Annotated in this window: 22 protein-coding genes; 14 read left to right on the top strand and 8 right to left on the bottom strand. The window is 68.3% G+C overall.

What is annotated here, in order from left to right; all coding sequences use genetic code 11:
* Positions 1 to 83 precede the first annotated feature (83 nt).
* Positions 84 to 659 carry a pyridoxamine 5'-phosphate oxidase family protein gene (locus tag OG876_RS39150; protein WP_328521775.1) on the bottom strand — a complete coding sequence of 192 codons (576 nt, stop codon included), beginning with the start codon at positions 657 to 659 and terminating at the stop codon, positions 84 to 86.
* Positions 660 to 706: 47 nt separating this feature from the next.
* On the opposite strand from OG876_RS39150, the gene OG876_RS39145 reads away from it, so the two are divergent.
* A complete protein-coding gene (locus tag OG876_RS39145; protein ID WP_328521774.1) occupies positions 707 to 1183 on the top strand; it encodes a MarR family winged helix-turn-helix transcriptional regulator in 477 nt (158 codons plus the stop codon).
* Between the two features lies 1 nt (position 1184).
* Here OG876_RS39145 and ileS read toward each other — a convergent pair whose 3' ends face one another.
* Positions 1185 to 4337: an isoleucine--tRNA ligase gene (ileS, locus tag OG876_RS39140; RefSeq protein WP_328521773.1), complete on the bottom strand. Its 3153-nt coding sequence runs from the start codon at positions 4335 to 4337 to the stop codon at positions 1185 to 1187.
* 276 nt (positions 4338 to 4613) lie between these two features.
* Between ileS and OG876_RS39135 the strand changes: the two genes are divergently transcribed.
* From OG876_RS39135 to OG876_RS39085, 11 genes are all read left to right on the top strand, one after another.
* Positions 4614 to 4889: a DUF167 domain-containing protein gene (locus OG876_RS39135; RefSeq protein ID WP_328521772.1), complete on the top strand. Its 276-nt coding sequence runs from the start codon at positions 4614 to 4616 to the stop codon at positions 4887 to 4889.
* A gap of 181 nt (positions 4890 to 5070) precedes the next feature.
* Positions 5071 to 5760, top strand: coding sequence for a TraR/DksA family transcriptional regulator (locus OG876_RS39130; RefSeq protein ID WP_328521771.1), 690 nt, complete (start codon positions 5071 to 5073; stop codon positions 5758 to 5760).
* A 158-nt stretch (positions 5761 to 5918) separates the two neighbouring features.
* Positions 5919 to 6467, top strand: a complete 549-nt coding sequence (lspA, locus tag OG876_RS39125) for a signal peptidase II (RefSeq protein ID WP_328521770.1) — start codon at positions 5919 to 5921, stop codon at positions 6465 to 6467.
* Between the two features lie 14 nt (positions 6468 to 6481).
* The gene (locus OG876_RS39120; RefSeq protein ID WP_328527012.1) at positions 6482 to 7390 is read left to right on the top strand and encodes an RluA family pseudouridine synthase; all 909 of its coding nucleotides are present in this window, start codon (positions 6482 to 6484) and stop codon (positions 7388 to 7390) included.
* Positions 7387 to 7680 (top strand): hypothetical protein, encoded by a 294-nt coding sequence (locus OG876_RS39115; protein ID WP_328521769.1) that lies wholly within the window; start codon positions 7387 to 7389, stop codon positions 7678 to 7680. Before OG876_RS39120 ends, OG876_RS39115 begins: the two co-directional genes overlap by 4 nt.
* Positions 7681 to 7734: 54 nt before the next feature.
* The gene (locus OG876_RS39110; protein ID WP_328521768.1) at positions 7735 to 10047 is read left to right on the top strand and encodes an ATP-binding protein; all 2313 of its coding nucleotides are present in this window, start codon (positions 7735 to 7737) and stop codon (positions 10045 to 10047) included.
* 126 nt (positions 10048 to 10173) lie between these two features.
* Positions 10174 to 11823, top strand: a complete 1650-nt coding sequence (locus OG876_RS39105; protein WP_328521767.1) for a glycoside hydrolase family 13 protein — start codon at positions 10174 to 10176, stop codon at positions 11821 to 11823.
* 275 nt (positions 11824 to 12098) lie between these two features.
* Positions 12099 to 15644 carry a DNA polymerase III subunit alpha gene (gene dnaE, locus OG876_RS39100; RefSeq protein WP_328521766.1) on the top strand — a complete coding sequence of 1182 codons (3546 nt, stop codon included), beginning with the start codon at positions 12099 to 12101 and terminating at the stop codon, positions 15642 to 15644.
* 33 nt (positions 15645 to 15677) lie between these two features.
* Positions 15678 to 16301: a hypothetical protein gene (locus tag OG876_RS39095; protein ID WP_328521765.1), complete on the top strand. Its 624-nt coding sequence runs from the start codon at positions 15678 to 15680 to the stop codon at positions 16299 to 16301.
* Between the two features lie 46 nt (positions 16302 to 16347).
* Positions 16348 to 18198, top strand: coding sequence for a DUF3352 domain-containing protein (locus OG876_RS39090; RefSeq protein WP_328521764.1), 1851 nt, complete (start codon positions 16348 to 16350; stop codon positions 18196 to 18198).
* Between the two features lie 87 nt (positions 18199 to 18285).
* Positions 18286 to 18657: a VOC family protein gene (locus OG876_RS39085; RefSeq protein WP_328521763.1), complete on the top strand. Its 372-nt coding sequence runs from the start codon at positions 18286 to 18288 to the stop codon at positions 18655 to 18657.
* Here the strand turns inward: OG876_RS39085 and OG876_RS39080 are convergent.
* Positions 18648 to 19415 carry an SDR family NAD(P)-dependent oxidoreductase gene (locus tag OG876_RS39080; RefSeq protein ID WP_328521762.1) on the bottom strand — a complete coding sequence of 256 codons (768 nt, stop codon included), beginning with the start codon at positions 19413 to 19415 and terminating at the stop codon, positions 18648 to 18650. The genes OG876_RS39085 and OG876_RS39080 overlap by 10 nt on opposite strands.
* A 17-nt stretch (positions 19416 to 19432) precedes the next feature.
* A complete protein-coding gene (locus tag OG876_RS39075; RefSeq protein WP_328521761.1) occupies positions 19433 to 20152 on the bottom strand; it encodes an SDR family oxidoreductase in 720 nt (239 codons plus the stop codon).
* A gap of 99 nt (positions 20153 to 20251) precedes the next feature.
* On the opposite strand from OG876_RS39075, the gene OG876_RS39070 reads away from it, so the two are divergent.
* Positions 20252 to 21151, top strand: coding sequence for a LysR family transcriptional regulator (locus tag OG876_RS39070; RefSeq protein WP_328521760.1), 900 nt, complete (start codon positions 20252 to 20254; stop codon positions 21149 to 21151).
* Positions 21148 to 22299, top strand: coding sequence for a serine hydrolase domain-containing protein (locus OG876_RS39065; RefSeq protein WP_328521759.1), 1152 nt, complete (start codon positions 21148 to 21150; stop codon positions 22297 to 22299). The genes OG876_RS39070 and OG876_RS39065 overlap by 4 nt, the downstream gene beginning before the upstream one ends.
* Positions 22300 to 22319: 20 nt before the next feature.
* Here OG876_RS39065 and OG876_RS39060 read toward each other — a convergent pair whose 3' ends face one another.
* The 4 genes from OG876_RS39060 to OG876_RS39045 all read right to left on the bottom strand — a co-directional run bounded on the left by OG876_RS39060 (position 22320) and on the right by OG876_RS39045 (position 26154).
* Positions 22320 to 22898 carry a dihydrofolate reductase family protein gene (locus OG876_RS39060; RefSeq protein WP_328521758.1) on the bottom strand — a complete coding sequence of 193 codons (579 nt, stop codon included), beginning with the start codon at positions 22896 to 22898 and terminating at the stop codon, positions 22320 to 22322.
* Between the two features lie 97 nt (positions 22899 to 22995).
* On the bottom strand, positions 22996 to 24831 hold the full coding sequence (recQ, locus tag OG876_RS39055) for a DNA helicase RecQ (RefSeq protein ID WP_328521757.1): 1836 nt from the start codon (positions 24829 to 24831) through the stop codon (positions 22996 to 22998).
* A 58-nt stretch (positions 24832 to 24889) separates the two neighbouring features.
* A complete protein-coding gene (locus tag OG876_RS39050; protein ID WP_328521756.1) occupies positions 24890 to 25318 on the bottom strand; it encodes a VOC family protein in 429 nt (142 codons plus the stop codon).
* Positions 25315 to 26154 (bottom strand): AraC family transcriptional regulator, encoded by an 840-nt coding sequence (locus tag OG876_RS39045; protein WP_328521755.1) that lies wholly within the window; start codon positions 26152 to 26154, stop codon positions 25315 to 25317. Before OG876_RS39045 ends, OG876_RS39050 begins: the two co-directional genes overlap by 4 nt.
* Positions 26155 to 26213 lie beyond the last annotated feature (59 nt).

Genomic DNA, 26213 nt, shown 5'->3' with positions numbered 1-26213 from the left:
TTTCCGGCAGCACCGCCTCTTCGTCATGTCCGGGCCCTTTTGACACACCGTCTCGTGCTGGTGACAGGGTGTCAGTGCGAGGGTCAGGGCCAGGCGAGAGGTTGCTTCCGGCCACTGAGCGTTTCGACGTCGGTAAGCCGAAGCCGGTACGGCGCGAGCCGTAGGAGTGAGGGCGATTCTCTGTTGAATGCCGCGCCTCCGGCGCGGGGGTCATGGGGCTTTGACTCCCGGCCTTCCCTCGTCGTTCCGGTCGCTGCGCTCCCTCCACTCCTCAGTCCAGGCCGGGAGGCCCCATGACCTGAGGCCGGCCCCTCGGGGAACACACTCCAGAAGTCGTACCCCAGTGGGGCCGGAGCGTCGCGATACAGCTCCCACACTCGTTGCCGGGTCGCCACATCGTCGACCCACTCCGCGTGACAGTCGGCAACCGCCACCTCCTGCGCGGGTTCCCAGTAGCTACAGCTCAGATACGGGCTGTACGCCAGATGCCGGACCTTCACCGGCGTCGCGCGCGTCACGATCCAGCCAACCAGCTCGGTGTCCAACTCCCAGAGCGGATGCAGGATCCGGGTCCGCGGCCGGTTGTCCGGCCCGACCGTCGCCACCGTGCACCAGACGATCCGGTGCGCTCTGTCCACGAACTCCTTTTGCACAACCATGGTTGTAGATTATCAGATGCACAACCAAGGTTGTATAGTTCACGGGTATGGAGTTCGATCCCGCTGAAGCCGACCTGTCCCTGGCGTCGCTGTTCACCGGCTGGGCGTTGGCGGACGAGATCCAGCGCCGGCTCGGCGCGGACGGTTTCGAGGACGCACGCTTCGCCGACGGCGTCGTGTTCCAGCATCTGGTCAGCGGACCGGTGACGATCAGCACACTCGCCGAGCGTCTCGGGGTCACCCAGCAGGCGGGCTCGAAGTCGGTCGTCGACCTGGAGAAGCGCGGCTATCTCAGCCGCGCGCAGGATCCCGCGGACGCGCGCGCCCGGCAGGTGGTACTCACCGCCCGCGGCGACGCCGTGATCGCGGCGGCGCGCAAACACCGGGCCGCCCTCGATGCGGAGCTTCGTCAGGCTCTGGGTGACGATCGCGTCGAGGCGGCGCGCACACTGCTGGTCGACACGATCAACCTGCTCGGCGCGAGCCCGTCGTTGCGGGCCCGCGCCGTCCGTCCACCTCGCTAGCTCAGGCCTTCGTCAGCCAGTAGGTGAGCTGCAGGTCCTCTTCGGTGCCGGTGGCAACGTCCGCGGACTCCGACGGTGCCGACTGGCTCAGCTCGACGGCGAGCACCTCGCGGGCGATCTCGTCGGCGTGCTTGCCGAGGGCATCGGTCAGGTCGGCGTCAGTCGAGGTCAGCCAGACCTTGATCCGGTCCGACACCTCGAGGCCGGCGTTCTTCCGGGCCTCCTGCAACGTCCGGACCACCTCGCGGGCCAGGCCGGCCTGCTTGAGCTCCGGGGTCACCTCGAGGTCGAGGGCAACGGTCTCGCCCTGCTCGTTCACCACGGACCAGCCTTCCTTCGGCCGCTCCGACAGCAGCACCTCGGCTTCGCCCACGCGGACGTCCTCGCCGTCGACGACGACACTCGCCGTCCCGGTCTCCTTCAGTTCGACCGCGAGCGCGCCGGCGTCGGCGGCGGCGATCGCGGCCGCGACCACCGGCGTCTGCTTGGCGAATCGCTTGCCGAGCTCACGGAAGTTGCCCTTGGCAGAGAACTCGACCAGATCCGCGCCCGCCGCGGACAGCGGCTCGACCGCGCCCACGTTGAGCTCCTCGGCGATCTCCCGCAGCAGTTCGGGCGACAGGTCCGCGATCGCCGCGGACCCGACGAGGGCGCGGGACAGCGGCTGACGCGTCCGCACCTTCGCTTCGGCCCGTGCCGACCGGCCGAGCTCGACGACGCGCCGGGCCATCGACACGTGCTGCGTCAGTACGTCGTCGATCAGGCTCTCGTCGTACGTCGGGAAGCTCGTGAGGTGGACCGACTCCGGCAGGCCGGGCGTGACCGGGCGGAACACGTCCTGCCAGACCCGCTCGGTGACGAACGGCATCAGCGGCGCCATCACCCGCGTGAGCACGTCGAGCGTCTCGTGCAGCGTCGCCAGTGCGCCGGCGTCACCGGACCAGAACCGGCGGCGGGAACGGCGTACGTACCAGTTCGAGAGCACGTCGACGAACGAGTTGATCTGCAGACCGAGCCGCTGCGTGTCGTAGACCGCGTAGGCCTCGTCGGTGTCGCGGACCAGTCGGTGCGTCTCGCTAACCAGCCAGCGGTCCAGCACCGAGCGGTCGGCGACCGCCGGAGCGTCGGCCGGCGACCAGTCGGCCAGCCGGGCGTAGAGCGCGTGGAACGCGACCGTGTTCCAGTAGGTGAGCAGCACCTTCCGCACGATCTCGTTCAGCACGTTCGGCCCGATGCCGCGCGCCTTCCACGGCGACCCGGACGCGGCCATGAACCAGCGCACCGCGTCCGCGCTGTGGTCGTCCATCAGCGGGATCGGCTCGAGGATGTTGCCCAGGTGCTTGGACATCTTCCGGCCGTCCTCGGCCATGATGTGGCCGAGGCAGACGACATCGCGGTACGGCGACTCGTCGAACACCAGCGTGCCGATCGCCATCAGCGTGTAGAACCAGCCGCGGGTCTGGTCGATCGCCTCGGAGATGAAGTCGGCCGGGTACGCCTCCTCGAGCTTCTCCTTCGATCCGGCCGCCCACGGGTAGCCCCACTGCGCGAACGGCATCGCACCCGAGTCGTACCACGCGTCGATCACCTCGGGCACGCGGCGAGCCTCGGCGCCACAGGTCGGGCAGTCGAAGGTGATGTCGTCGACGTACGGTCGGTGCGGGTCGGTCTCGCTCAGGTCCCGGCCGGCCAGTTCACCGAGCTCGGCCAGCGAACCCACGCACACCTGGTGGTCGTCCTCGCAGCGCCAGATCGGCAGCGGCGTACCCCAGTAGCGCGAGCGGGAGACGGCCCAGTCGATGTTGTTCCGTAGCCAGTCGCCGTACCGGCCCCACTTGACCGAGTCCGGGTACCAGTTGGTCTTCTCGTTCTCCCGGAGCAGGGCGTCCTTCACCTGCGTGGTGCGGATGTACCAGGACGGGAGGGCGTAGTACATGACCGGGGTGTGGCAGCGCCAGCAGTGCGGGTACGGGTGCTCGTACGGTACGTGCTTGAACAGGATGCCGCGCGCGGCGAGGTCCTTGACCAGGTCCTCGTCGGCCTTCTTGAAGAACTGCCCGCCGACCAGCGGTACGTCGGCGTTGAAGTGACCGGTCGCGTCCACCGGGTTCACGACCGGCAGGTTGTACGCGCGGCTCACCGCGAGGTCGTCCGCACCGAACGCAGGGGACTGGTGCACCAGACCGGTGCCGTCCTCGGTGGTCACGTACTCGGCCAGTACGACGTAGTGCGCCGGCTCGGGGAACTCCACCAGCTCGAACGGCCGCTGGTACGTCCACCGCTCCATCTCGCGACCGCCGTACTGACCGGTCACCGTCCAGCCCTCGCCTAGCTTGTCCAGGAGCGGCTCGGCCACCACCAGGGACTCGTTGCCGTCGGTGGCGACGACGTACTGGACGTCGGGGTGTACTGCGACCGCGGTGTTTGAAACGAGTGTCCAGGGGGTCGTGGTCCAGACCAGCAGTGACGCCTTGCCGGCCAGTGGACCGGAGGTCAGCGGGAAGCGGACGTAGACCGAGGGGTCGACGACCGTTTCGTAGCCCTGGGCGAGCTCGTGGTCGGACAGACCGGTGCCGCAGCGGGGGCAGTACGGCGTGATGCGGTAGTCCTCGACCAGCAGGCCCTTGTCGTGCACCTGCTTGAGCGACCACCAGACGGACTGGACGTACTCGGGGTCCATGGTCCGGTACGGGTGCTCGAGGTCGACCCAGTAGCCCATCCGGACGGTGAGCTCGTTGAACGCGTCCACATGCCGCAGCACCGACTCACGGCACTTGGCGTTGAACTCGGCGATGCCGTACGCCTCGATGTCGTTCTTGCCGTTGAAGCCGAGTTCCTTCTCCACCGCGACCTCGACCGGCAGACCGTGGCAGTCCCAGCCGGCCTTGCGCTCGACCCAGAAGCCCTTCATGGTCCGGTAGCGCGGGAAGACGTCCTTGAAGACGCGCGCCTCGATGTGGTGGGTGCCGGGCATCCCGTTCGCGGTCGGGGGACCCTCGAAGAACGTCCACGGCTGTCCGCCGGCGGACTGTTCGAGGCTCTTCGCGAAGGTGTCGTGCTCGTCCCAGAGGGTGAGCATTTCTCGCTCGAGCGCGGGGAAATCAACCTGGGCCGGGACCTGCCGCCAGGGGGTTTCCGGGGTGTCTGCCGCCATCTTCGGTGTCCTTCGTCGCCAGTGACTGCTGACGAGGGACGAAGCACCAGGCGTGTCGCCTGCTACCGCGCGGTACCACCCTCCTTGGTGACTTTGAGTACAGTCACCCACTTCCTTTACGAGACGCTGCCGGTTCTAATAGGTCCTTGCGGACTGTTCTTCCGGCGGCTCAGGGGTGATTGCCCCATCACTGCCTTGCGGATCGCGGTTGTCAGTGTACGGCGTAGTACGAGGCAACTACGAATCGTTAATCGGTGGTCAGGCAAGAATTCAGGGATGAGAATTCTCCTGCGGGTGCGACCGGGAGCTTCACGGACCGCGGTCGGGGGCCGGTACGACGGACCGTCTGGTCCGGCCCTGGTGGTCGCGGTGGCAGCCCGTGCGGTGGAGGGACAGGCGACGAAGGCTGTCCTGACTGCGGTTGCTGCCGCGTTCGGCGTACGACGCTCTGGGGTGACGTTGGTGCGGGGCGCGACCAGCCGGGACAAGGTGGTCGAGGTGGAGGGGGAGGAGAGCGACATCCGGCCGAGATTGAAACGACTGCTCGGCTGAGCCAGGGGATAACCGAACTTCTGTCAGTTTCGCTGTGACGCGCGGAACATCGAGTGGGCTTGAACAACCGACTACCGTATCCCCACGGTCTGCGCGTCGGACTGGCACGTGGTGAACACGTGGCCTAGTGTCTTGCGACCAGTCCGCTTCAGTCACCGACGAAGGCAGGGGGTAGCTGACCATGGCTACATCGGCTCCCAAGAAGACCGCCCCCCAAGGCACTGCCGCGGCCAAGAAGAGTGCCGCGAAGAAGACGACCGAGCCGGCCACGACCACGGCCCGCAAGAAGGCACCGGCGAAGACCTCGCCGGCCACGAAGACTTCCGCGGCGAAGAAGTCGACATCAACCGCCGCGGCGAAGAAGGCTCCGGCCAAGAAGACCCCTGCCAAGCATGCTCCGACGAAGAGGGTGGCCATGAAGACCAACGAGAACAGGACTCCGGCAACGGCGCCGGCCAAGTCCGTAGCACACAAGGCAGAGACCCTCACGGTGAAGTCCGGCGAGAGCCCGTGGACCGCGGCCGAGCTGGCCGAGCTCCGCGGCGAGCTGGAAGCCGACGTGGTGCACCTGAGGAAGGAAATCCACGACGCCGAGCAGGAGATCGTCGGACTCCTCCGCGACGGTGGTGACGGCGCCGGGAACGACCAGGCCGACGTCGGCTCCACCACGCTGGAGCGCGACCACGAGATGTCGCTGGCGAACAACGCCCGGGACATGCTCGACCAGATCGAGCGCGCCCTGGCGAAGATCGACGACGGCACGTACGGCGTGTGCGAGAGCTGCGGCAACGCGATCGGTAAGGGTCGGTTGCAGGCGTTCCCCCGTGCGACACTGTGCGTGTCATGCAAAGAACGCGAAGAACGCCGCTGAGCCACACCGACTCGTCCCAGCAGGTGGGGGACGCGCCCTCGGAGTCAACGGAACCGGCCGACACCCCGTCGGCCGGTTCTCCGTCGTCCCCAGCCCCCGATGACGGCTCCCGTGAGCCGACCGGCGGCGAAGCGGCCGCCTCCGATAGTGGTGAGGCCGTGTCCGCTACCTCTTCTTCGGCCGCCGAGACCGGTGGCGGAGGCGGCCAGGCCGGCAGGTCCTGGAAGTGGGCGGCGCTGTTCGGCGGGGTCGGGTTGCTGATCTTGATCCTGGACCAGCTGACGAAGGCTCTGGCCCTGGCGCATCTGACGCCGGGTGAGCCGGTGAACGTGATCGGGAGCCTGCTCAAGTTCAACCTGATCCGGAACTCCGGCGCCGCGTTCAGTCTCGGGTCGGGCTACACGCCGTACATCAGTGCCGTGCAGATCACCGTGGCGGTCGGGGTCGTCTACCTGTCCCGGCGGCTGGGGTCGGCGGGCTGGGCGGTGGCGTTCGGACTGCTGTTCGGGGGCGCGGTCGGGAACATCATCGACCGGATCTTCCGCGAGCCCTCGCCGTTCCACGGGCACGTGGTCGACTTCCTGCAGACTCCGCACTGGGCGATCTTCAACGTCGCGGACATGGCGGTCACGTCGGCCGCGATCCTGCTGGTGATCCAGACCCTGCGTGGGGTCAAGCTCGACGGCACCCGGGAGCACCGCAAGTGAGTTCGCGGACCGTGATGGTGCCGGACGGACTGGCGGGCGAGCGGTTGGACGCGGCGCTGTCGCGGCTGTTCGGCGTATCCCGGACCAAGGCCGCGGAGCTGATCGAGTCCGGTCTGGTCCAGGTCGACGGCTCCCCGGCACCGAAGTCGTCGCGAGTGTCGGCCGGGGTACTGCTCGATGTGGAGCTACCACCTCCGCCCGGCGAGGTGACCGTCGTACCGGAGACGGTGGACAACCTCCGGATCGTGTACGACGACGACGAGATCGTCGTGGTCGACAAACCGGTCGGGGTCGCCGCGCACCCGTCACCGGGGTGGACCGGCCCGACTGTGATCGGCCATCTGGCCGGCGCGGGCTTCAACATCTCAACCAGCGGCGCGGCCGAACGCAAGGGCATCGTGCACCGGCTCGACGTCGGCACGTCCGGGCTGATGGTCGTCGCGAAGACGGAGTACGCGTACACCGTGCTCAAGCGCGCCTTCAAGGAGCGCACGGTCAAGAAGATCTACCACGCGCTGGTCCAAGGCCATCCCGACCCGTTCACCGGCACGGTCGACGCGCCGATCGACCGGCACCCGCACCACGACTACAAGTTCGGCGTCGTGGCGGGCGGCAAGCCGAGCGTCACGCACTACGAGACGCTCGAGGCCTTCCGGTTCGCCACGCTGCTGGAGATCACGCTGGAGACCGGCCGCACGCATCAGATCCGGGTGCACATGTCCGCGATCGGTCACCCGTGCTGCGGCGACCTCACGTACGGCGCCGACCCGGTCCTCGCCGAGCGTCTCCAACTCACCCGCCAGTGGCTGCACGCCATGCGCCTCGGCTTCACCCACCCCGGCACCGGCGAGTACGTCGAGTTCACCTCGAAGTACCCGGACGACCTCGACCACGCCCTGGACCTCCTCGTCGACGCCCAATGAAGCTCTACCTGTCCTCCTTCCGCCTCGGCGACCACCCCGACCGCCTCGTCGCGCTCCTCCCACCGAACGCCCGGGTCGCGGTCATCTGCAACTCGATCGACACCGAGGATCCCGACGTACGCCGGGCGAAGGTCGCGGACGAGATCACCTGGCTGACCGAGGTAGGCCTCCACGCGGAGGAACTCCTCGCGAAGGTCGCCGACCTCTACGACCACACCGGCGTCCCGTATCTCCCGCTGCGGGACGGCCAGGCCCTCGTCATCAACGGCGACGATCGCGAACTCGTCTGAACGGCCGCGACCTCGAGCCGGTCTCAAGCGCCTGGATCCGGCCTAGGCTGAGGCATGGCTGAGTCGAAGCCCACGGCGCCGACTCGTGGCCGGTTGCCGGCTGAGCTGACGAGCTTCGTGGGGCGGCGTCGTGCGCTGGCGGAAACGAGGCGGTTGCTGTCGAGTAGCCGTCTGCTCACGCTGACCGGTTCAGGAGGAGTCGGCAAGACCCGCCTCGCGCTCCGGATGGCGGCAGAGGTACGACGGACGTTCCCCGACGGAGTCTGGTTCGTGGAACTCGGCGCCCTGCAGGATCCTGCCCTGCTCGGACACACTCTGGCCGGGACGCTGGAGCTCAGCCAGGTGTCGGCAAACCCGACGGCCGACCTGGCGGAGTACCTGGAGGACAAGCACCTGCTGTTGGTGCTCGACAACTGTGAGCACCTGGCCGAGGCGTGCGCCGTACTGGTGAGCAAGCTGCTGGCGGCGGCACCGCACCTGCGGATCCTGGTCACCAGCCGGCACGTGCTCGGTGTCGAAGGTGAGCAGGTCCTGTCCGTGCCACCGTTGTCGACGCCGTCGGCCGAGGTGCCGGCCGCCGACGCCGACCAGTACGAGGCCTTGATTCTCTTCGCGGATCGCGTCCGCGCGGTGATGCCCGAATTCGTGATCGACGAGACCAACCGGGCTCAAGTGATCGAGTTGTGCAGGCGGTTGGACGGCGTACCACTGGCTCTCGAGCTGGCGGCGGTCTGGATGCGGACGCTGTCGCTCGCGCAGATCATCGACCGGCTCGCGGACCGCTTCCGGTTGCTGACCGGCGGGCGACCGGCCGGGCCGGCCAGGCAGCAGGCGCTGGAGGCAGCCATCGGCTGGAGTTACGACCTGTGTTCCCCGGCGGAGCGGATGCTGTGGGAGCGGTTGTCGGTCTTCGCCGGCGGATTCGAGCTGGAAGCAGTGGAGGAGATCTGCTCGGGCGACGGTGTCCCGCGGGAGGACGTGCTCGACCTGATTGCCGGCCTGGTGAACAAGTCGATCATCACGCGCACGGTGGCCACCGACCACACGGTCGCCTGGTACGACATCCTCAGCACCATGTGTCACTACGGCGGCCGACGGCTCGCCGACGCCGGCCAGACCAGCGAGTTCGAGCGCCGGCACCGCGACTACTACCGGACGCTGGCGGCTCGCTGGGAGGCGGACTGCTTCAGCCCGCGGCAGGCCGACTGGTACATCCGGATGCGGCGCGAGCACGAGAACCTCCGGGTGGCCCTCGATTTCTGCCTGAGCGAGCCGGGTGAAGGCGCGGCCGCCCTGGAGATCGCGGCACCGCTGTGGAACTTCTGGTTCGCCGGGTTCCTCCGTGAAGGGCATCGCTACCTCAGCTTGGCGATCGACGCCGCGCCGGAGCAGACCCCGACCAGGGCGAAGGGGATCTGGGCCGGTGCCTATCTCTCGATGTTCCTGGGCGAGGCCGAGCAGTCGACCCGGCTGCTGGCCGAGTGCGCGGAGCTCGCCGAGCGGTACGACGACGAGCAGTTGCGGGCCCGGATCGCCGAGGTGGAGGGGCAGGCGCTGATCTACCAAGGTGATCTCACCGGTGCCGTCGCCCGGCTGGAGCGCGGCCTGACGAGCTACCGTGCGGTCCAGGACGAGCTGGGCGAGTTCGACCTGCTGATCTTGTTGTCCGCGGCAACCTTCTTCCTCGGCGATCCGCGGGTCGAGGAGTTCAGCCGGCTGGCCTACGAGCTGGCCGAGTCCCGGAGCGCGGCCTCGTCGAAAGCCTACGCGCTGTGGAGCACCGGCATCGTCCGGTGGCGCGACCACGACCAGTTCGAGGAGGCCACGCGCGCGTTCCGCGAAGCGATCCGGCTGTGGCTGCCGATGAACGATCGCACCGGGATCGGCTTCTGCGTCCAGGCACTGTCGTGGTGCGCCGGGTCGACCGCGCCGGACGAGCGGGCGGCCCGGCTGGCGGGCGCGTCCCGCGCGGTCTGGCGGTCCAGCGGCGCGCACGTCGACGAGACGACGCCATACAGTCAGTTCGACGAGTTGACCGCCCAGCGGATCCGGGCAGTGGTCGGCGACGAGGTCTTCGACGGGGCCTTCGCGCAGGGTGCCGTGTACTCGTTCGAGCAGGCCGTCGCGCTGGCGCTGGGGGAGGAACGCGAGACCGCCACGAAGCCGGGGATGGCCGGGCGGCTGACGCGGCGTGAGCACGAGATCGCGGGCCTGGTCGGCGAGGGGCTGAGCAACCGGGAGATCGCCGCCCGCCTCGTCATCTCCCAGCGGACCGCCGAGACGCACGTCGAGCACATCCTCAGCAAGCTCGGCTTCAGCTCCCGGGCCCAGGTCGGCCGCTGGATCGCCGAACACCCCGATCGGTAACGTTTCCACGTTGGACTCGCCCGACGTACGTAGCGATATCCGTAGGTGTCCCGATGCCCGTACGCCGTCCGGCCGGGATCGTGGCTGACAACGTTGCCCCTCCCCCCACGTTGCCGAGGTACCTCGATGTCAGCCGAAGTGTGCTGCCCACCCCTGCCGGGCAGCGCCCGCGAGTGGTGGCAGACCGCGGTCGTCTACCAGGTCTACGTCCGTAGCTTCGCCGACTCCGACGGTGACGGCATCGGCGACCTCGACGGCGTCCGCGCCCGATTGCCGTACCTGCGCAGCCTCGGTGTCGACGCCCTGTGGCTCAACCCGTTCTACCCGTCCCCGCAGCACGACCACGGGTACGACGTCTCCGACTACCGCGGCGTCCATCCGGAGTACGGGACGCTCGAATCGTTCGACCGGCTGATCCGGGACGCCCACCGGCTCGACCTGAAGGTGCTCGTCGACGTCGTACCGAACCACTGCTCGATCGCGCACCCCTGGTTCCTCGAGGCCCTCGCCGCCGGACCCGGGACCCCGGAACGGGCCCGCTTTCACTTCGTTGAAGGCCAGGGCCAGGAACCGCCGAACAACTGGCGGTCGATCTTCGGTGGCTCGGCGTGGCAGCAGGTGCCGGACGGCCAGTGGTTCCTGCACACGTTCGCGGCCGAGCAGCCCGACTTCAACTGGCGGCATCCAGACGTCTCGTCGTACTTCGAGGAGGTACTGCGCTTCTGGCTCGACCGTGGCGTGGACGGGCTGAGGATCGACGTCGCACACGGGCTGCACAAGGCTGACGGCCTGCCGGACCACGAGCACGCCGGGCACGACGAGCTCACGGGCGACCCGGTCAACCCGCACGCCTGGAACCAGCCCGAGGTGCACGATGTCTGGCGCAGCTGGCGAGCGATCGCGGAGGAATACACCCGGCGGACCGGCCGCGAGCGGGTGCTGGTCGGCGAGGTCGGCCTGCTGGACACCGAGCAGCTCGCGCAGTACCAGCGTCCGGATGAGCTGCATCAGACCTTCTTCTTCGAGTTCCTCCGCGCCGACTGGGACGACCGGGCGCTGCACGACGTGATCGACCGTGGCCTCGAGACGATCGCCGGGTCCGGATCCTCCGTCGCCTGGGTGCTGAACAACCACGACATGCCGAGGTCGGTCACCCGGTACGCCGGCGGAGCACCAGGTGCCGGGCCCGGCGATCTCGACCTCGGCCTGGCCCGGGCGCGGGCGGCGGCACTGCTGATGCTGGCGCTGCCGGGGTCTGCGTACCTCTACCAAGGCGAGGAGCTGGGACTGCCCGAGGTCACGGATCTGCCGGAGAATGTGCTGACCGATCCGATGTTCCACCGCAGTGGTGGCGTCCGGCGCGGACGGGACGGTTGTCGGGTACCGCTACCGTGGACAGCAGCACACAACTCCTTCGGGTTCTCACCGGACGGCACTCGGGGTACGACGTGGCTACCGCAACCGGACTGGTTCGCGGAACACGCGGCGGACCTGTTGCTGGGCAGTGGCGACTCGATGCTGCATCTCTATCGCGAGGCGCTGGCACTGCGGCACCGGATCCCGGCGCTCGCATCCGGCGACTTCCGATGGCTGCCGACGGAGCCCGGCGTACTCGCGTTCACTCGCGGCGACGGACTCGGCTGCGTCGTCAACTGTTCGTCGCGACCGGTGTGCAATCCGGTCGACGGCGCCCTGCTGATCGCCAGCGACCCTGAAGCGGGCGAGAAGCTACCCCCGAACAGTACCGTCTGGACCCTCCTGCCAGACGGTGCGTAAGCCGGCTGACCTGGCGTCCTTGAGACCCCTGCTCGACGCCAGGTCGGCCGCTCCATCCGCTCCGAATCCCTCCGGCTGGAGAGGATGGGGGGCCTGCCTCGCCGGCCAGTTGCCGCGGCCGGCGGGGCACGGCAACTGGTGTGATCGTGGTCTGGTCCACGACCGGATATCGGGCGGCCGTGGGACTGGTCGGAGCGGCGGTTGAGAGACTGTCCATGGCGCCGTTTAGGCTGGCTCAGTCCCGCTCACACACGCCCTGGGAGGTCCGCGTCGACATGGCGTCCAGCGATAGTTTCGTGCACCTGCATGTGCACACCGAGTACTCGATGCTGGACGGCGCCGCGCGGATCGACGAGTTGTTCAAGACAGCCCAGGAAATGGGCATGCCGGCGATCGCGACCACCGACCACGGCTACGTCTTCGGGGCCTACGAGTTCTGGAAGACCGCGAAGAAGTACGACGTCAAGCCGATCATCGGCGTCGAGGCGTACCTGACCCCGCACACCCACCGCAGCGAGCGGAAGCGGGTCAAGTGGGGCGATGCGAACTCGGGCCGCGACGACGTCTCCGGCTCGGGTGCGTACACCCACATGACGCTGCTGGCGAAGAACACCTCCGGCATGCACAACCTCTTCAAGATGAGCTCGCTGGCCAGCCTCGAGGGCTACTACTTCAAGCCCCGGATGGACCGCGAGCTGCTGAACACGTACGGCCAGGGCCTGATCGCGACCACCGGCTGCCCGTCCGGCGAGGTGCAGACCCGGCTCCGCCTCGGGCAGTACAAGGAGGCCGTCGAGGCGGCCGCGGAGTTCCGCGACATCTTCGGCCGGGAGAACTACTACTGCGAGCTGATGGACCACGGCCTCGGCATCGAGCGCGACATCCAGAAGGACCTGCTCAAGCTGGCCCGTGAGCTCGACCTCCCGCTGGTCGCGACCAACGACCTGCACTACACCAAGCCCGAGGACTCGACCGCGCACGCCGCGCTGCTGTGCGTCCAGTCCGGCTCGACGCTGTCCGACCCGAACCGGTTCAAGTTCGACGCGAACGAGTTCTACGTCAAGACCGCGGCCGAGATGCGCGAGGTGTGGAAGGACCTGCCGGAGGCGTGTGACAACACGCTGCTGATCGCCGAGCAGTGCGACGTCAGCTTCACCGAGGGCGAGGGCCGGTTCATGCCGCGGTTCCCCTGCCCGGACGGCCACAACGAGGAGTCCTGGTTCGTCGCCGAGGTCGAGACCGGCCTGCACAAGCGCTATCCCGGCGGCGTCCCGGACCACGTCCGCAAGCAGGCCGAGTACGAGATCGAGGTCATCACCTCGAAGGGCTACGCGGGCTACTTCCTGGTCGTCGCGGACTTCATCAACTGGGCCAAGGAGCACGGTATCCGGGTCGGTCCGGGCCGTGGTTCCGGCGCCGGTTCGATGTGCGCGTACGCGATGCGGATCACCGACCTGGACCCGCTCCAGCACGGCCTGATCTTCGAGCGCTTCCTGAACCCGGAACGCATGTCGATGCCCGACTTCGACATCGACTTCGACGACCGCCGCCGCCCCGAGGTGATCCGCTACGTCACCGAGAAGTACGGCGACGACCGGGTCGCGATGATCGTCACCTACGGCACGATCAAGGCCAAGCAGGCGATCAAGGACGCCGGCCGGGTGCTGGACTACCCGTTCGCGATGGGCGACCGGATCACCAAGGCGATGCCGCCGGCGGTGATGGGCAAGGACATCCCGCTGTCCGGCATCTTCGACTCGCAGCACAAGCGGTACTCCGAGGCGGGCGAGTTCCGGCAGCTGTACGAGTCCGACCAGGACGTCCGCAAGATCGTCGACACCGCCCGCGGCCTGGAGAACCTGAAGCGCCAGTGGGGTGTGCACGCGGCCGGCGTGATCATGTCCAGCGAGCCGCTGATCGAGTTGATCCCGATCATGCGGCGCGAGCAGGACGGCCAGGTCATCACCCAGTTCGACTACCCGAGCTGCGAGACGCTCGGCCTGGTCAAGATGGACTTCCTGGGTCTGCGCAACCTGACGATCATGGACGACGCGGTCAAGAACGTCGAGGCCAGCCGCGGCATCACGCTGGACCTGGACGAGCTGGCCAAGAGCCTGGACGACGGTCCCACCTTCGAGCTGCTCGGCCGCGGTGACACGCTCGGCGTGTTCCAGTTCGACGGCGGCCCGATGCGGGCGCTGCTGCGGCTGATGAAGCCGGACAACTTCGAGGACATCTCCGCCGTCGGCGCGCTCTACCGGCCCGGTCCGATGGGCGCGAACAGCCACACCAACTACGCCCTGCGCAAGAACAAGCAGCAGGAGATCAGCTACCCGCACGACGAACTCGCCGTCGCGCTCGAACCGATCCTGGGGACGACCTACGGTCTGATCGTCTACCAGGAGCAGGTGATGGCGATCGCCCAGCAGCTCGCCGGCTACACGCTTGGTAAAGCGGACCTGCTCCGCCGGGCGATGGGCAAGAAGAAGCGCGAGGTGCTGGACGCGGAGTACGTCGGCTTCTCCGAGGGCATGAAGGCGAACGGCTTCTCCGACCAGTCGATCAAGGCGCTGTGGGACGTCCTGGTCCCGTTCTCCGACTACGCGTTCAACAAGGCGCACTCCGCGGCGTACGGCCTGGTTTCGTACTGGACGGCGTACCTGAAGGCCAACTATCCGGCGGAGTACATGGCCGCCGTCCTGACGTCCGTGAAGGACGACAAGGACAAGATGGCCATCTATCTGAACGAGTGCCGCCGGATGGGCATCAAGGTGCTGCCGCCCGACGTCAACGAGTCGGACTCGAACTTCACCCCGGTCGGCACCGACATCCGCTTCGGCCTGTCCGCGATCCGCAACGTCGGCGTGAACGTGGTGGCCGAGATCGTCGCGGCCCGCGAGGAGAAGGGCCGGTTCACCGACTTCGTCGACTTCATCGACAAGGTGTCGCTGCCGGTCTGCAACAAGCGAGTGATCGAGTCGCTGGCCAAGGCCGGTTCGTTCGACTCGATGAACCACGCCCGGCGCGCGGTCGTCGCGGTGCACGAGCAGGCCGTCGACGAAGCGATCGACCTGAAGCGGAACGAGGCGCACGGCCAGTTCGACCTGTTCTCGATGGGCGACGACGCGGACGAGGGCGAGGGCAACAGCCGGCTCACCGTCACCGTTCCTGAGATCGAGGAGTGGGACAAGGCGACCAAGCTCGCGCACGAACGCGACATGCTCGGTCTCTACGTGTCCGACCACCCGCTGTTCGGCGTCGAGCACGTGCTCACCAACGGCAGCGACTGCACGATCGGTCAGTTGCTCGCCGACGAGGACCGGCCGGACGGCACCCAGGTGACGATCGGCGGCCTGGTCACCGCGGTCCAGCGGAAGGTGAACAAGCGCGGCGACATCTACGCGATCGTCACCATCGAGGACCTCGAAGGTTCGATCGAGGTGATGATGTTCTCCTCGGCGTACCAGCTGCACGCGCACCTGCTGAGCAACGACGCGATCATCTTGATGAAGGGGCGGCTGCGTCGTCGCGAGGACCGGGTCGAGCTGAGCGGCTCCGAGGTGATCGTGCCGGACCTGACCGAGGGCCCGAGCGGTCCGGTGGTGATCACCATGGCGGTCAACCGGTGTACGCCGCCGGTCGTCGAGCAACTCCGGGACGTGCTGCAGTCGCACCCGGGGATGACCGAGGTCCAGCTCCGGCTGCAGGCGCGGCAGAAGACGACGGTGATGCGGATCGGCGACCGGTTCCGGGTCACTCCGACCGCGTCGCTGATGGCGGACCTGAAGGCGCTGCTCGGCCCGTCCTGCCTGGCCAGCTGATCGTCGCTGGATTCGATGCGTCACACTGTCGAGGTGACTCAACCGCACCCGGCGCAGCCTTCGTCGCCGTACTCTCCGCCGCCTGCAGGTCTGCCCTGGGGTACGCCGGCACAGCCGGAGCCGGAGATGCCGTGGGCGAAGGCGATCGTCGTGACCGTCGTGGTGTTCCTGGCCGCCGGTGTGGTGGCCGGGTGGGCCTGGCAGCAGTTCTCGCCGCTGGCGCAGTACACCGTGGACGAGAACGGTGGAGCGCTGGGGGAGGAGCAGATGACGCGGATCTTCGGTCCGGATGGCACGTTCACCGCGATCGGGTTCCTGGCCGCGCTCGTGCTCGGTGGTGCGCTCTTCTGGTGGCTCCGGAACTACGGACCGTGGTCGGTCGCGATCGTGACGCTGGGCGCGTGCCTGGGCTCCGGCATCTCCTGGGGCGTCGGCATGCTGCTCGGCCACGATCCGCTGCAGCCGCGTCTGCAGGCGGCCAAGCCCGGTGATCTGATCTCGGCGCCGCTCGAACTGCACACCTGGACTCCCGCCGCGGCCTGGCTGATCGGTGCCGCGCTGGCGTGCGCCATCCTCGCTGCCACCACCTGGCGCAGCGAGCCGGTTGCAACCACATCGCAACCTGCCGCGTCAGAGCCTGCACCACCGGTGCAATAGCCTTTGCCAGTCCGGTGGGTGAGGCCACCGGCCAGCGAGGGAGCATATGTCCGACCAGAACACCCCGCCCACCCCGCAGTACCCGGGTGCCGGCGGTCCGCAGAACCCCCAGAACCCGTACGGCCCGCCGCAGGGTCAAGGCCAGAACCTGTGGCCCCAGCCCGGCCGGCAGCAGTACCCGCCGCAGCCCGGCCCGCAGCAGCCCGCATACCAGCAGCGCCCGCCGCAGCAGGGTCAGCCGTACGGCGGACCGCAGCAGCCGCACGGTGGACCGCAGTACGGCCAGGGAGGTCCGCAGTACGGCCAGGGAGGTCCGCAGTACGGCCAGGGTGCGCCGCAGTACGGGCAGCCGGGTCAGGCGCCGTACGGACCGGCCGGTGGGCAGGCGACGTACGAGCAGCTGCACGTTGGTGGGCAGCCGCCGCAGGGGCCTGGCTACGGGCAGCCGCAGTGGCAGCCGGAGCCGAAGAAGAAGCGCGGCAAGGTGATCCCGCTGATCGCGGCGCTGGCCATGGTGCTCGTGGTCGCGGGTGGCGGAATCTTTGCCTACGGCAAGCTCAAGGGCGGCGACCAACCGTCCGCCGTGCTGCCGGGCACCGCCGTCGCCTACGCCCGGGTCGACCTGAACCCGTCGGCCGGCCAGAAGGTCGCCGCGATCCGCTTCCTGCTGAAGTTCCCGTCGGTCAAGGACAAGCTCGGCCTGACCGGTGAGAAGGACGACCTCCGGCAGAAGCTGTTCGAGCAGATCAAGAAGTACGCCGGCAACGACCTGGCCGATGTCGACTACGACAAGGACATCAAGCCGTGGCTCGGTGAACGCGCCGGCGTCGCCGCGCTCCCACCCGCCGACGGCAAGGACGACCCGGTCGTCGTGCTCGCGGTCCAGGTGAAGAACGAGGGCGAGGCCACCAAGGGCCTGGACAAGCTGATGGCGAACGAGGACAAGAAGCCGGGTCGCGCGTTCAGCAACGGTTACGTGCTGCTCGGCGACGACCAGGCCACGGTCGACAAGGCCGTCGCCACCGCCAAGGACAACCCGCTGGACAAGAACGCCAAGTTCAGCTCGGACATGGACAAGCTCGGAGAGCAGGGCTTCATGTCCGCCTGGGCCGACATGAAGGGCATCGCCTCGATCTCCGGCAAGGTCGACTCCGCGGCGCTCGGTGGGATCGGCGAAGCGAGCATGGCCGCCGCGCTACGGTTCGACGCGTCGTACGTCGAACTGAAGGGCATCGCCCAGGGCGACAAGAGCATCAAGGTGAACTCGGCCGACGCCGGTGACCTGATCACCAAGCTGCCGGACAGCACGGCCGGCGCGGTCGCGGTGTCGGGCGGCGAGAACCTGGTCGACACGATGTGGCAGCAGATGGACAAGGCGTCCAACGGCAACATCAAGCAGCTCACCGAGCAGATCACCGAGGAGACCGGCCTGACGCTGCCGGACGACCTGAAGAGCCTGCTGGGCAAGAACCTCGCGGTCGCGATCGACAAGGACAGCGCGAACGGCCCGAAGATCGCGGCCCGGATGGAGACCGACCCGGCCAAGGCCGAGCCGGTGGTGGAGAAGCTGACCACCCTGCTGCACGAGCGGAGTTCGGCCAACATCCCGATCGAGACGGCCAAGGACGACGACACGCTCGTCCTCGCCACCGACAAGGACTACGCCGAGCAGGTGCTCAAGGGCGGCAACCTCGGCCAGTCCGAGAACTTCAAGCAGGCCCTGCCCGACACCAAGGGCGCGGTGACGGTCGGGTACGTCGACTTCGAGGCGGCGAGCTCGCTCAGCCCGCGGTTCAGCTCCGACAAGGACCTGGCCGCCCTCCGCTCCGGCGGTTTCGTGGCCCGCTCCACGGGCGACGGCCAGGCGGAGTTCTCCCTGCGAGTCGTCGCGAAGTAGGACTTCTTCGGCCGGTGATGTCGAAATCGGCCGGATGGCTTCTACCTCCTGGGTGAAAGCACCTTTTCACCCAGGAGGAGAACCAAGATGAACCACTTCACCGGCATTCGGACCGTCGGCGTACCGGTCACCGATCAGGATCGGGCGGTCACGTTCTACACCGAGACGCTGGGCTTCGAGCTGTTGATGGACGCACCGCTGCCGCAGTTCGGCGGCCGGTGGATCGTGGTCGCGCCGGCCGGTGCCGCTGCGAGCATCGCCCTGGTGCCGGCCTCGGAGGAGAATCCGGCCGGCGTCGACACCGGCATCCGGCTGTCGAGCCCGGACGCGCCGGCGGCGCACAAGCACTTCCTCGCCGAAGGGGTCGACACCGGCGAACTGCTCGAATGGCCGGGTGTTCCGCCGATGTTCAGCCTCCGCGACCAGGACGGGAACAGGCTCTACGTGTCTCAGGAATGACCCGGCATCGTGATCCCGGTGAGCGAGGCGCAGGCGTCCAGGAAGGCCGCCTGCACCTCGGGATCCGAGGCGGCCGGGTGCGTCCGGTGAGGCTGCAGGTGGTAGTAGTACCCGCCGCTCGGTGTGCTCGGCGCGGTGGCCAGCCAGACCTGCGTCAAGTGACCTTGGCTCAGGTCACCGGGCGCACCCCGGCCACCCATCCTGGTCGGAACCCAGCCCGGATCCACAGCATTCGATCGGACCTCGGGCCACAACCGGGCTACCGCGAAGGCCAGGATCACGTCGTACAGCTTCGAGTCCGAGTACGCCTGCGCTCCGCGCCATCGCCGTCGGGTCCACTGCAGATCATCGAGGACGACGTCGCCGCCCTCGTGCATGCCGGAGCTCAGATAGACCAGCCGGTCCGGCCGATCGATCAGGGCGGTCAGCACGTACGGCGCCAAGGCGTTGACCGCGAACACGTGCTCGAGCCCGTCGACCGTCTCGATCCGCGGTTCCTGGTAGCCGACGGCCGCGTTGTGGATCACCACGTCGAACCGCCCCGACTCGTTCGCCTGCCGGGCCAGTTCGCGCGTCTCCGCGATACTCGCGAGGTCGCCGATCAGCACGCCCGAGGCCTTCGGCAGGGCGGCTGTAGCGTCGGCGGCCCGGGCCTGGTTGCGGGCGTGGAGTACGACGTCGTGCCCTTGATCGATGAGCTCGGAGGCGGCCAGGTGCCCCAGGCCGTCGGCGGATCCGGTGACGAGAATGCGTGCCATGTCTTCAGTCTGCCGTGTCAGACGAGGACGTGGCCGCCGTCGACCGTGAGGATCGTGCCCGTCGCGTAGCCCTGGTTCATCAGGTAGACGTAGGCCTCGGCGATGTCCGTGACCTCGCCGACCCGGCCGACCGGCAGCAGCCGCGACGTCTCGTCGTACAGCGTCTGCTGGTCCTCGACGGACAGGTTCGACCACAGTGGCGAGCGGACCACGCCGGGCTTGACCGCGTTGACGCGCAGCGGTGCCAGCTCCACCGCGAGTGCGCGGACGAGGGAGTCGACCGCTCCGCAGATACTGGCCGCCACCGACCAGCCCGGGTTCGGACGGTCGCCTGCGGCACCGCTCGTCAGGACGACGGAACCACCCGGGCGGATCTTCGACGCGGCGGCGCTGACGGCACCCAGCGCACCGAAGTAGCGGAGCTCGAACGCCTTTCGGGCCTGGTCCAGGTCCATCGCTGCGATGTCGAGGAGAGTGAGCGACTCACCCGCGGTGTAGACGAGGTGGTCGAACGCGTCGAGGCCGTCGAAGAAGGCCTTGACCGCCACGGGATCCGTGAGGTCGACGGCCTGGCCGGTTGCGGTCGCGGGGAGGGTGTCCAGCGCGCGCTTCACGGACTCGTGGTTGCTGGAGGCAACGATCACGGTCGCACCCTGGGCGGCGGCGAGGCCGGCGGTCGCGAGGCCGATCCCCGACGTACCGCCGAGGAGGACGACGCGCTGATCCTGCAAAGTCATGGAACTGCCTTTCGTGGTGGGGATTCCCTTCCACGATGCGCGTCCCGAGCGGTCCCGGTCCAAGACCTGTTCCGGCCGCTGTCATACCCTGAAGGTATTATGGACGTCGACCTCCGCAAGCTCAGGTACTTCGTCGCTGTCGCCGAGGAACTGCATTTCGGCCGGGCGGCGGAGCGGTTGCACATCGCCCAGCCGGTGCTGTCCCGGCAGATCCGCGCGCTCGAGGACGAGCTCAGGGCCCAGCTGTTCGTCCGCACCAAGCGATCCACCGAGCTGACTCCAGCCGGTCGTCAGTTGCTCGACGACGCACGGCCCCTGCTCGCCTCGGCCGACGCCGTGCGTCGGCGGGTGGCTCAGGCGGCGCGGGGACCGAAGACGTTCACCGTCGGCTTCATGCCCGGCATCACCGTGACACAGGTCGTCCGGGCCTTCGCCGCCGCGCATCCCGATGTCGAGGTCGACGTGATCCGGACGACCTGGGACGACCAGGTGGACGTCCTGCACGACGGCCGCGCCGACGTCAGCATCGTGCGCCTCCCGATCGACCAGCAGGGGCTGAGCATCCGACCGTTGTTCGAGGAGCCCCGGGTCGCGATGCTCCCGTCGAACCACCGCCTGGCCGGCAAGCCGATGATCGAGATCACCGACCTCGCCGACGAACACCTCCTGCAGGACCCCGACGCCGTACCGGAATGGCGCGACATCGCACTCGAACTCCGCCTCGGCCACCCGAAGCCGGTCCCCACCTACCGCAGCGTCGAAGAGAAACTCGAACACGTCGCGGCCGGCCGCGGAGTATCGATCATCCCGCTATCGGTCGCCACCTACTACCAGCGCCCCGACGTCTCCGTCGTACCCGTGAACGACCTCACCACCAACAAGGTCGCCCTGGCCTGGACAGCCACCCGCCGCTCCCGCCTCCTCCACGACTTCGCCGACGTCGCGGCCGCGGTCGAGTGGGCGCCATCCGGCCCGCACAGTGGCATCATCGAAGAATGAGGTGGAGCGCAACCGCCCTCCTGGTGTTTGCGCTGGTGGTGGGATGTTCTGGTGGGGGAGAGAGTCCGGCGCCAACGCCGACCACGCCTGCGTCGGCGCAGGCCTTCCCGGAGCCGGGGACCGGGACACTCGACCCGGCGAAGGCGAAGGCCTTACAGAACGTGGTCGACATGGTGATCGCATCCCCCGACGCTCAAACAGGCTCGCGAGGTGCGACCGCTGCGGTCGTTACCGATCGCTGGACCTGGGCGGGCGCGGCCGGGACCGACATCCGCGGCACGCCGTTGCGTCCGGAGACGGCCATGGCTGCCGGGGACATCACGATGACGTTCGTCGCGGCCGAGGTGATGCTGCTCGCCAAGGCGGGCAAGGTCGACCTGGACAAGCCGATCTCGACGTACGTGCCGCACAAGCTGACCGCGAACAACGCGACAGTCCGGCAGCATCTGTCGATGACCTCCGGTGTTCCGGACTTCGGCGGCGACGACTACCGCGAGCTGGACAAGGCGATCGCAGCGGCGCCGGGCAGGCATTGGACGCTTGAGCAGACGCTGTCGTACCACACTGCGAGGATCGGGGCGCCGGGCAGCGACTCCGGTTACAGCAATGCCAGCTATCAGCTGCTGGGCCTGCTGATCGAGAAGGTTACCGGCGAGCCGCTCGCCGGTCGGCTCCGTCGCGACCTGGCCACGCCGGCTGGGCTGAAGCATGCCGCCTTCCAGGACGGGGAGAAGCCGCAGCCTCCGGCCGTCGTGGACCACAACGAGTCCTGCGGCGAGCCGGACGGCTACCTTCCGTGCCGCGCGTTCGCGAGCGCGGTCGCGGCGGCGGGTGGACTTGCCGCCGACGCACCGACGGTCGCACGCTGGGGATACCAGTTGTACGGCGCTCGCGTGCTACCGGCCGACCTGGTCAGCGAGATGACCAAAGGCGACGGGCCCAACGGGCTGGGAACGGAGCTGTTCGGGAATATCCTCGACATCGGCGCGGCGTTCGGTCATGGCGGTAACAATCCCGACCACACGAGCGTGATGGTCGTGGTCCCGGCGAAGAAGGTCTCGGTCGCCCTGATGGTTGCCGACGGCAGCAGAAATATCGGCACGATGGTGCAAGACCTGACCAAGGCCCTCCAGCCCCTGCTCAACTGAACGGGGCCGGAGGGTCAGGCTCAGTGGCGGACCCGGTAGCGGATGTGGGTGGCGGCTGGCGTGTCGATCACCCGCGCTACCTCCAACTCGATCTGGTTCGGAAGTACGTCGAACAGGCGCATGCCGTGGCCGAACAGGACCGGGACCTGGTCGATCTGTAGTTCGTCCAGGACGCCGGCTTCGAGGGCCTTCTGCGCGGTGTAGGCACCGTGGACCAGAACGTCCTTGTCCCCGGCCGCGGCCTTCGCCTGGGCCATCGCGCTCTCGACGTCGCTCACGAACGTCACCGTCTCGTACTTCTGCGCCGCCTCCGGCGCCGGCTGACGGCTCAGCACGAAGATCGGCACCCCGTGGTGGTCACCGCCGTACCAGTCCACCTGCTCCGCGGTCCGCCGCCCGACCAGCACCGCGCCGGTCGCGTTCAGTTCGTCCCAGATGTCAGCGGCCGGTCCGTCCGGCCGACCGAAGTCGCCGTCCGCGGTCTTGTACCACTCGTGCAACCGCATGAAGCCGTCGCCGCCCGGGTTCCCCGGGGCGTCGTTCGGACCCGCGATGTACCCGTCGACGGACATCGACATCAACAACACCGATGCAGCCATCAGCCTGCTCCTTCACTCCGTGAAGCACGGCCTGCCCGCGCTTCCTACCATCGCGTCGAAGGCGCCGGAGCAGACTCGACATCACCCGCGACGGATTTCACTCCGGCTCGGCGAGTGCCTCCAGGACGCCCTCGCCGTACTTGGCCAGTTTGTTCTCGCCGATGCCGCTGATCGTGCCGAGCTCGGCCAGGGTGCCGGGGAGGTCGGTGGCGATCTGCCGCAGCGTCGCGTCGTGGAAGATCACGTACGCCGGAACGCCCTGCTCCTTGGCGACACCGGCACGCCACGCCCGCAACCGCTCGAAGACCGGTGCGGCCTCGGGCGCCAGGTCGGCCGCGGCCTTCTTCGCACCGGAAGACCTCGACTTCGACCGCGTTCGCTCGGGCTCGCGCCGCATCATCACCTCGCGACGCCGGCCGAGAACCTCGCCGCTCTCCTCGGTGAGCACGAGCGTGCCGTAGTCGCCTTCGACCGCGAGCAGGCGCAGCGCCAGCAGTTGCCGGATCACGCCGCGCCACTCGGTGTCCTTGAGCTCGATCCCGATCCCGAACACGGACAGCTGATCGTGCCGGAACTGCCTGACCTTCTCCGTCTCCTTGCCGAGCAGGATGTCGATCAGCTGACCGGCGCCGAACTTCTGGCCGCGCTCGTGCTGCAGCCGATACACCGTCGACAGCAACTTCTGCGCCGCGATCGTCCCGTCCCACGACTCCGGCGGCGTCAGGCAGGTGTCGCAGTTCCCACACGTGTCGCCGTGCTGACCGAAGTACGCGAGCAGTTGCGACCGGCGGCACTGCACGGTCTCGCACAACGCGAGCATCGCGTCGAGGTGTGCGCTGAGCCGGCGACGATGCGCGAGATCACCTTCGGACGTGTCGATCATCTTCCGCTGCTGGACGACGTCCTGCAGCCCATAGGCAAGCCACGCCGTCGACGGCAGCCCGTCCCGCCCGGCGCGGCCGGTCTCCTGGTAGTAGCCCTCGACCGACTTCGGCAGATCGAGATGCGCGACGAACCGTACGTCGGGCTTGTCGATCCCCATCCCGAACGCGATCGTCGCGACCACCACCAGGCCGTCCTCGCGGAGGAACCGGGCCTGGTTCGCGGCGCGGGTCCGGCTGTCCAGGCCGGCGTGGTACGGCAGGGCTTCGATCCCGTTCTGCGTGAGGAAAGCCGCTGTTTTCTCGACGCTGTTGCGGGACAGGCAGTAGACGATGCCGGCGTCCCCGGCGTGCTCGGTCCGCAGCAGGTCGAGCAGTTGCCGCTGCGGGTTGTCCTTCGAGACGATGCGGTACTGGATGTTGGGCCGGTCGAAGCTCGCGACGAAGTGCTTCGCGTCGCCCAGCTTCAGCCGGGTCGCGATCTCCTGGTGCGTCGCCTCGGTCGCCGTCGCGGTCAGCGCGATCCGCGGTACGTCGGGCCAGCGCTCGTGCAACTCGGACAGCATCAGGTAGTCGGGCCGGAAGTCGTGGCCCCACTGCGAGACACAGTGCGCCTCGTCGATCGCGAACAGCGCGATCTTGCCCTGGTCGAGCAGCCGGACTGTCGCCTCGACCCGGAGCCGCTCGGGAGCGAGGTAGAGCAGGTCCAACTCGCCGGCCAGGAACGCCTGCTCGACCTCGCGCCGCTGCTCGAAGTCCTGTGTGGAGTTCAGGAAGCCGGCCCGGACGCCGAGCGCCGTCAACGCGTCGACCTGGTCCTGCATCAACGCGATCAGTGGCGAGATCACCACTCCGACACCGGATCGAACCAGCGCCGGGATCTGGTAGCACAGTGACTTCCCGCCGCCGGTCGGCATCAGCACCAGCGCGTCGCCACCGGCGACGACCGTGTCGATGATCTCGGCCTGCTCACCGCGGAAGGCGTCGTACCCGAAGACCCGGCGCAGCACATCGACAGCTTCGGAAACGGGCAGCCCGGTTGTCTCGGTCACCCCGCGAGTCTAGTGAGAACGCCCCGGCGATGCTGGGCGCGGAAGGCAAACCTGTGGATTACTGCGCGACTTCGCCGCGATAGGTCCCGACGCTCCACAGATTGCCCTCGTGGTCCTTGACGGTGAAGCCGCGCGAGCCGTAATCCTCGTCCTGCAGCCCGCGGACGACGACCGCGCCGGCGCCGATCACGCGGCCGATCAGGCTGTCCGGGTCGTCGTGGACGAGATAGATCGACTGGGTCCGGTCGGCCAGCGCCGTGAACTCGTCCGGCGCGGACTTGGCGTCGGCCGAACCCATCATGATGCCGCCACCGAACGGCCAGGTCAGCTCGGAGTGCGCGATCGATCCCTCGGCCACGCCGGGGTACGACGCGACCAGTGTGAAGCCGAGGCCCTCGGTGAGGAACTTCAGCGCGGCCTGACCGTCTCGGTAGTGGAGCCCAGGCCAGACCCCGATCACTGCTTTCTGTTCAGTCATGCTGTTCATGCCTCCGACTCTGCGGCCCAGGCCGGGACGAAGTCTTGAACGTTTGGGAGTTCCTCGGCCATCCACTGCCGCGGCGAGCAGCCGGCGATCGCCCGGAACTCCCGGGTCAGATGCGCCTGGTCGGCGTACCCGAAATGGGCGGACAGGTCGGCGAGCCGGATCTCCGGCCGCCGTCGCAACCGGCCGACCGTGCGCTCGAACCGCAGCACCCGCGCGGCCACCTTCGGCGCCAGGCCGAACTCCGCGGTGAACCGATCCGTCAGGTGCCGGCGGCTCCATCCGACCTCGGCCGCCAGCTCCTGTACGGCGATCGCCCCGCCACGCTCGCACAGTCGCTGCCAGGCCCAGCCGAGCTCCGGGCGCACCTTGGGGGCATCGCCGGCCCATCGCTCCAGGAACAGTCCCTCGAGCAGGTCGAAGCGCGCATCCCAGCTCGGCGCCTCCCGCAGTTGATCGATGAGCGCGCGAGCCGGCCGCCCGAGTACGTCGTCGAGCCCGACCACTGTGGACGCGAGCTCGACCGGCGGCAGGCCGAGCAGGACACGGGCGGCGGCCGGGGTGAGTGACAGCTGCACACCGGCCCGGCTGGGTGTCGCACCGACGTGGACAGCGGTCGAGTGCAGACCCCCGACGAGCGCGTCGAACTTCTCGACGGGTGAGCCGGGCCAGGCGACTCCGAGTGGCTCGTCCAAGGTGATCACGAGCGTCAGGTGCCGGGACGGGAGTCCGCGATGGAGGGTTGGCGGATCACCGTCGTACGCGTAGCCGCTGAGGTCGCCGACGTACGGGCGCAGGGCCGGGTGCACCGGTCGCGTGTGGTGCTCCAAGCCCGCCATGTCCTCAGGCTAGATGCGGCCGTGGACAGAATCACCTGCTCCAGAATCCGGGACCCGCG

Origin of the sequence: Kribbella sp. NBC_00359 (genome assembly GCF_036097425.1) — a bacterium.
Classification (GTDB): domain Bacteria; phylum Actinomycetota; class Actinomycetes; order Propionibacteriales; family Kribbellaceae; genus Kribbella.
This window is presented reverse-complemented; position numbering and strand designations above follow the sequence as displayed.

Coding starts and splice junctions, on each gene's coding strand:
- OG876_RS39150 (WP_328521775.1), bottom strand. CDS start 659: ATGGTTGTGCAAAAGGAGTTCGTGGACAGAGCGCACCGGATCGTCTGG.
- OG876_RS39145 (WP_328521774.1), top strand. CDS start 707: ATGGAGTTCGATCCCGCTGAAGCCGACCTGTCCCTGGCGTCGCTGTTC.
- ileS (WP_328521773.1), bottom strand. CDS start 4,337: ATGGCGGCAGACACCCCGGAAACCCCCTGGCGGCAGGTCCCGGCCCAG.
- OG876_RS39135 (WP_328521772.1), top strand. CDS start 4,614: ATGAGAATTCTCCTGCGGGTGCGACCGGGAGCTTCACGGACCGCGGTC.
- OG876_RS39130 (WP_328521771.1), top strand. CDS start 5,071: ATGGCTACATCGGCTCCCAAGAAGACCGCCCCCCAAGGCACTGCCGCG.
- OG876_RS39120 (WP_328527012.1), top strand. CDS start 6,482: ATGGTGCCGGACGGACTGGCGGGCGAGCGGTTGGACGCGGCGCTGTCG.
- OG876_RS39115 (WP_328521769.1), top strand. CDS start 7,387: ATGAAGCTCTACCTGTCCTCCTTCCGCCTCGGCGACCACCCCGACCGC.
- OG876_RS39110 (WP_328521768.1), top strand. CDS start 7,735: ATGGCTGAGTCGAAGCCCACGGCGCCGACTCGTGGCCGGTTGCCGGCT.
- OG876_RS39105 (WP_328521767.1), top strand. CDS start 10,174: ATGTCAGCCGAAGTGTGCTGCCCACCCCTGCCGGGCAGCGCCCGCGAG.
- dnaE (WP_328521766.1), top strand. CDS start 12,099: ATGGCGTCCAGCGATAGTTTCGTGCACCTGCATGTGCACACCGAGTAC.
- OG876_RS39090 (WP_328521764.1), top strand. CDS start 16,348: ATGTCCGACCAGAACACCCCGCCCACCCCGCAGTACCCGGGTGCCGGC.
- OG876_RS39085 (WP_328521763.1), top strand. CDS start 18,286: ATGAACCACTTCACCGGCATTCGGACCGTCGGCGTACCGGTCACCGAT.
- OG876_RS39080 (WP_328521762.1), bottom strand. CDS start 19,415: ATGGCACGCATTCTCGTCACCGGATCCGCCGACGGCCTGGGGCACCTG.
- OG876_RS39075 (WP_328521761.1), bottom strand. CDS start 20,152: ATGACTTTGCAGGATCAGCGCGTCGTCCTCCTCGGCGGTACGTCGGGG.
- OG876_RS39070 (WP_328521760.1), top strand. CDS start 20,252: ATGGACGTCGACCTCCGCAAGCTCAGGTACTTCGTCGCTGTCGCCGAG.
- OG876_RS39065 (WP_328521759.1), top strand. CDS start 21,148: ATGAGGTGGAGCGCAACCGCCCTCCTGGTGTTTGCGCTGGTGGTGGGA.
- OG876_RS39060 (WP_328521758.1), bottom strand. CDS start 22,898: ATGGCTGCATCGGTGTTGTTGATGTCGATGTCCGTCGACGGGTACATC.
- OG876_RS39050 (WP_328521756.1), bottom strand. CDS start 25,318: ATGAACAGCATGACTGAACAGAAAGCAGTGATCGGGGTCTGGCCTGGG.
- OG876_RS39045 (WP_328521755.1), bottom strand. CDS start 26,154: ATGGCGGGCTTGGAGCACCACACGCGACCGGTGCACCCGGCCCTGCGC.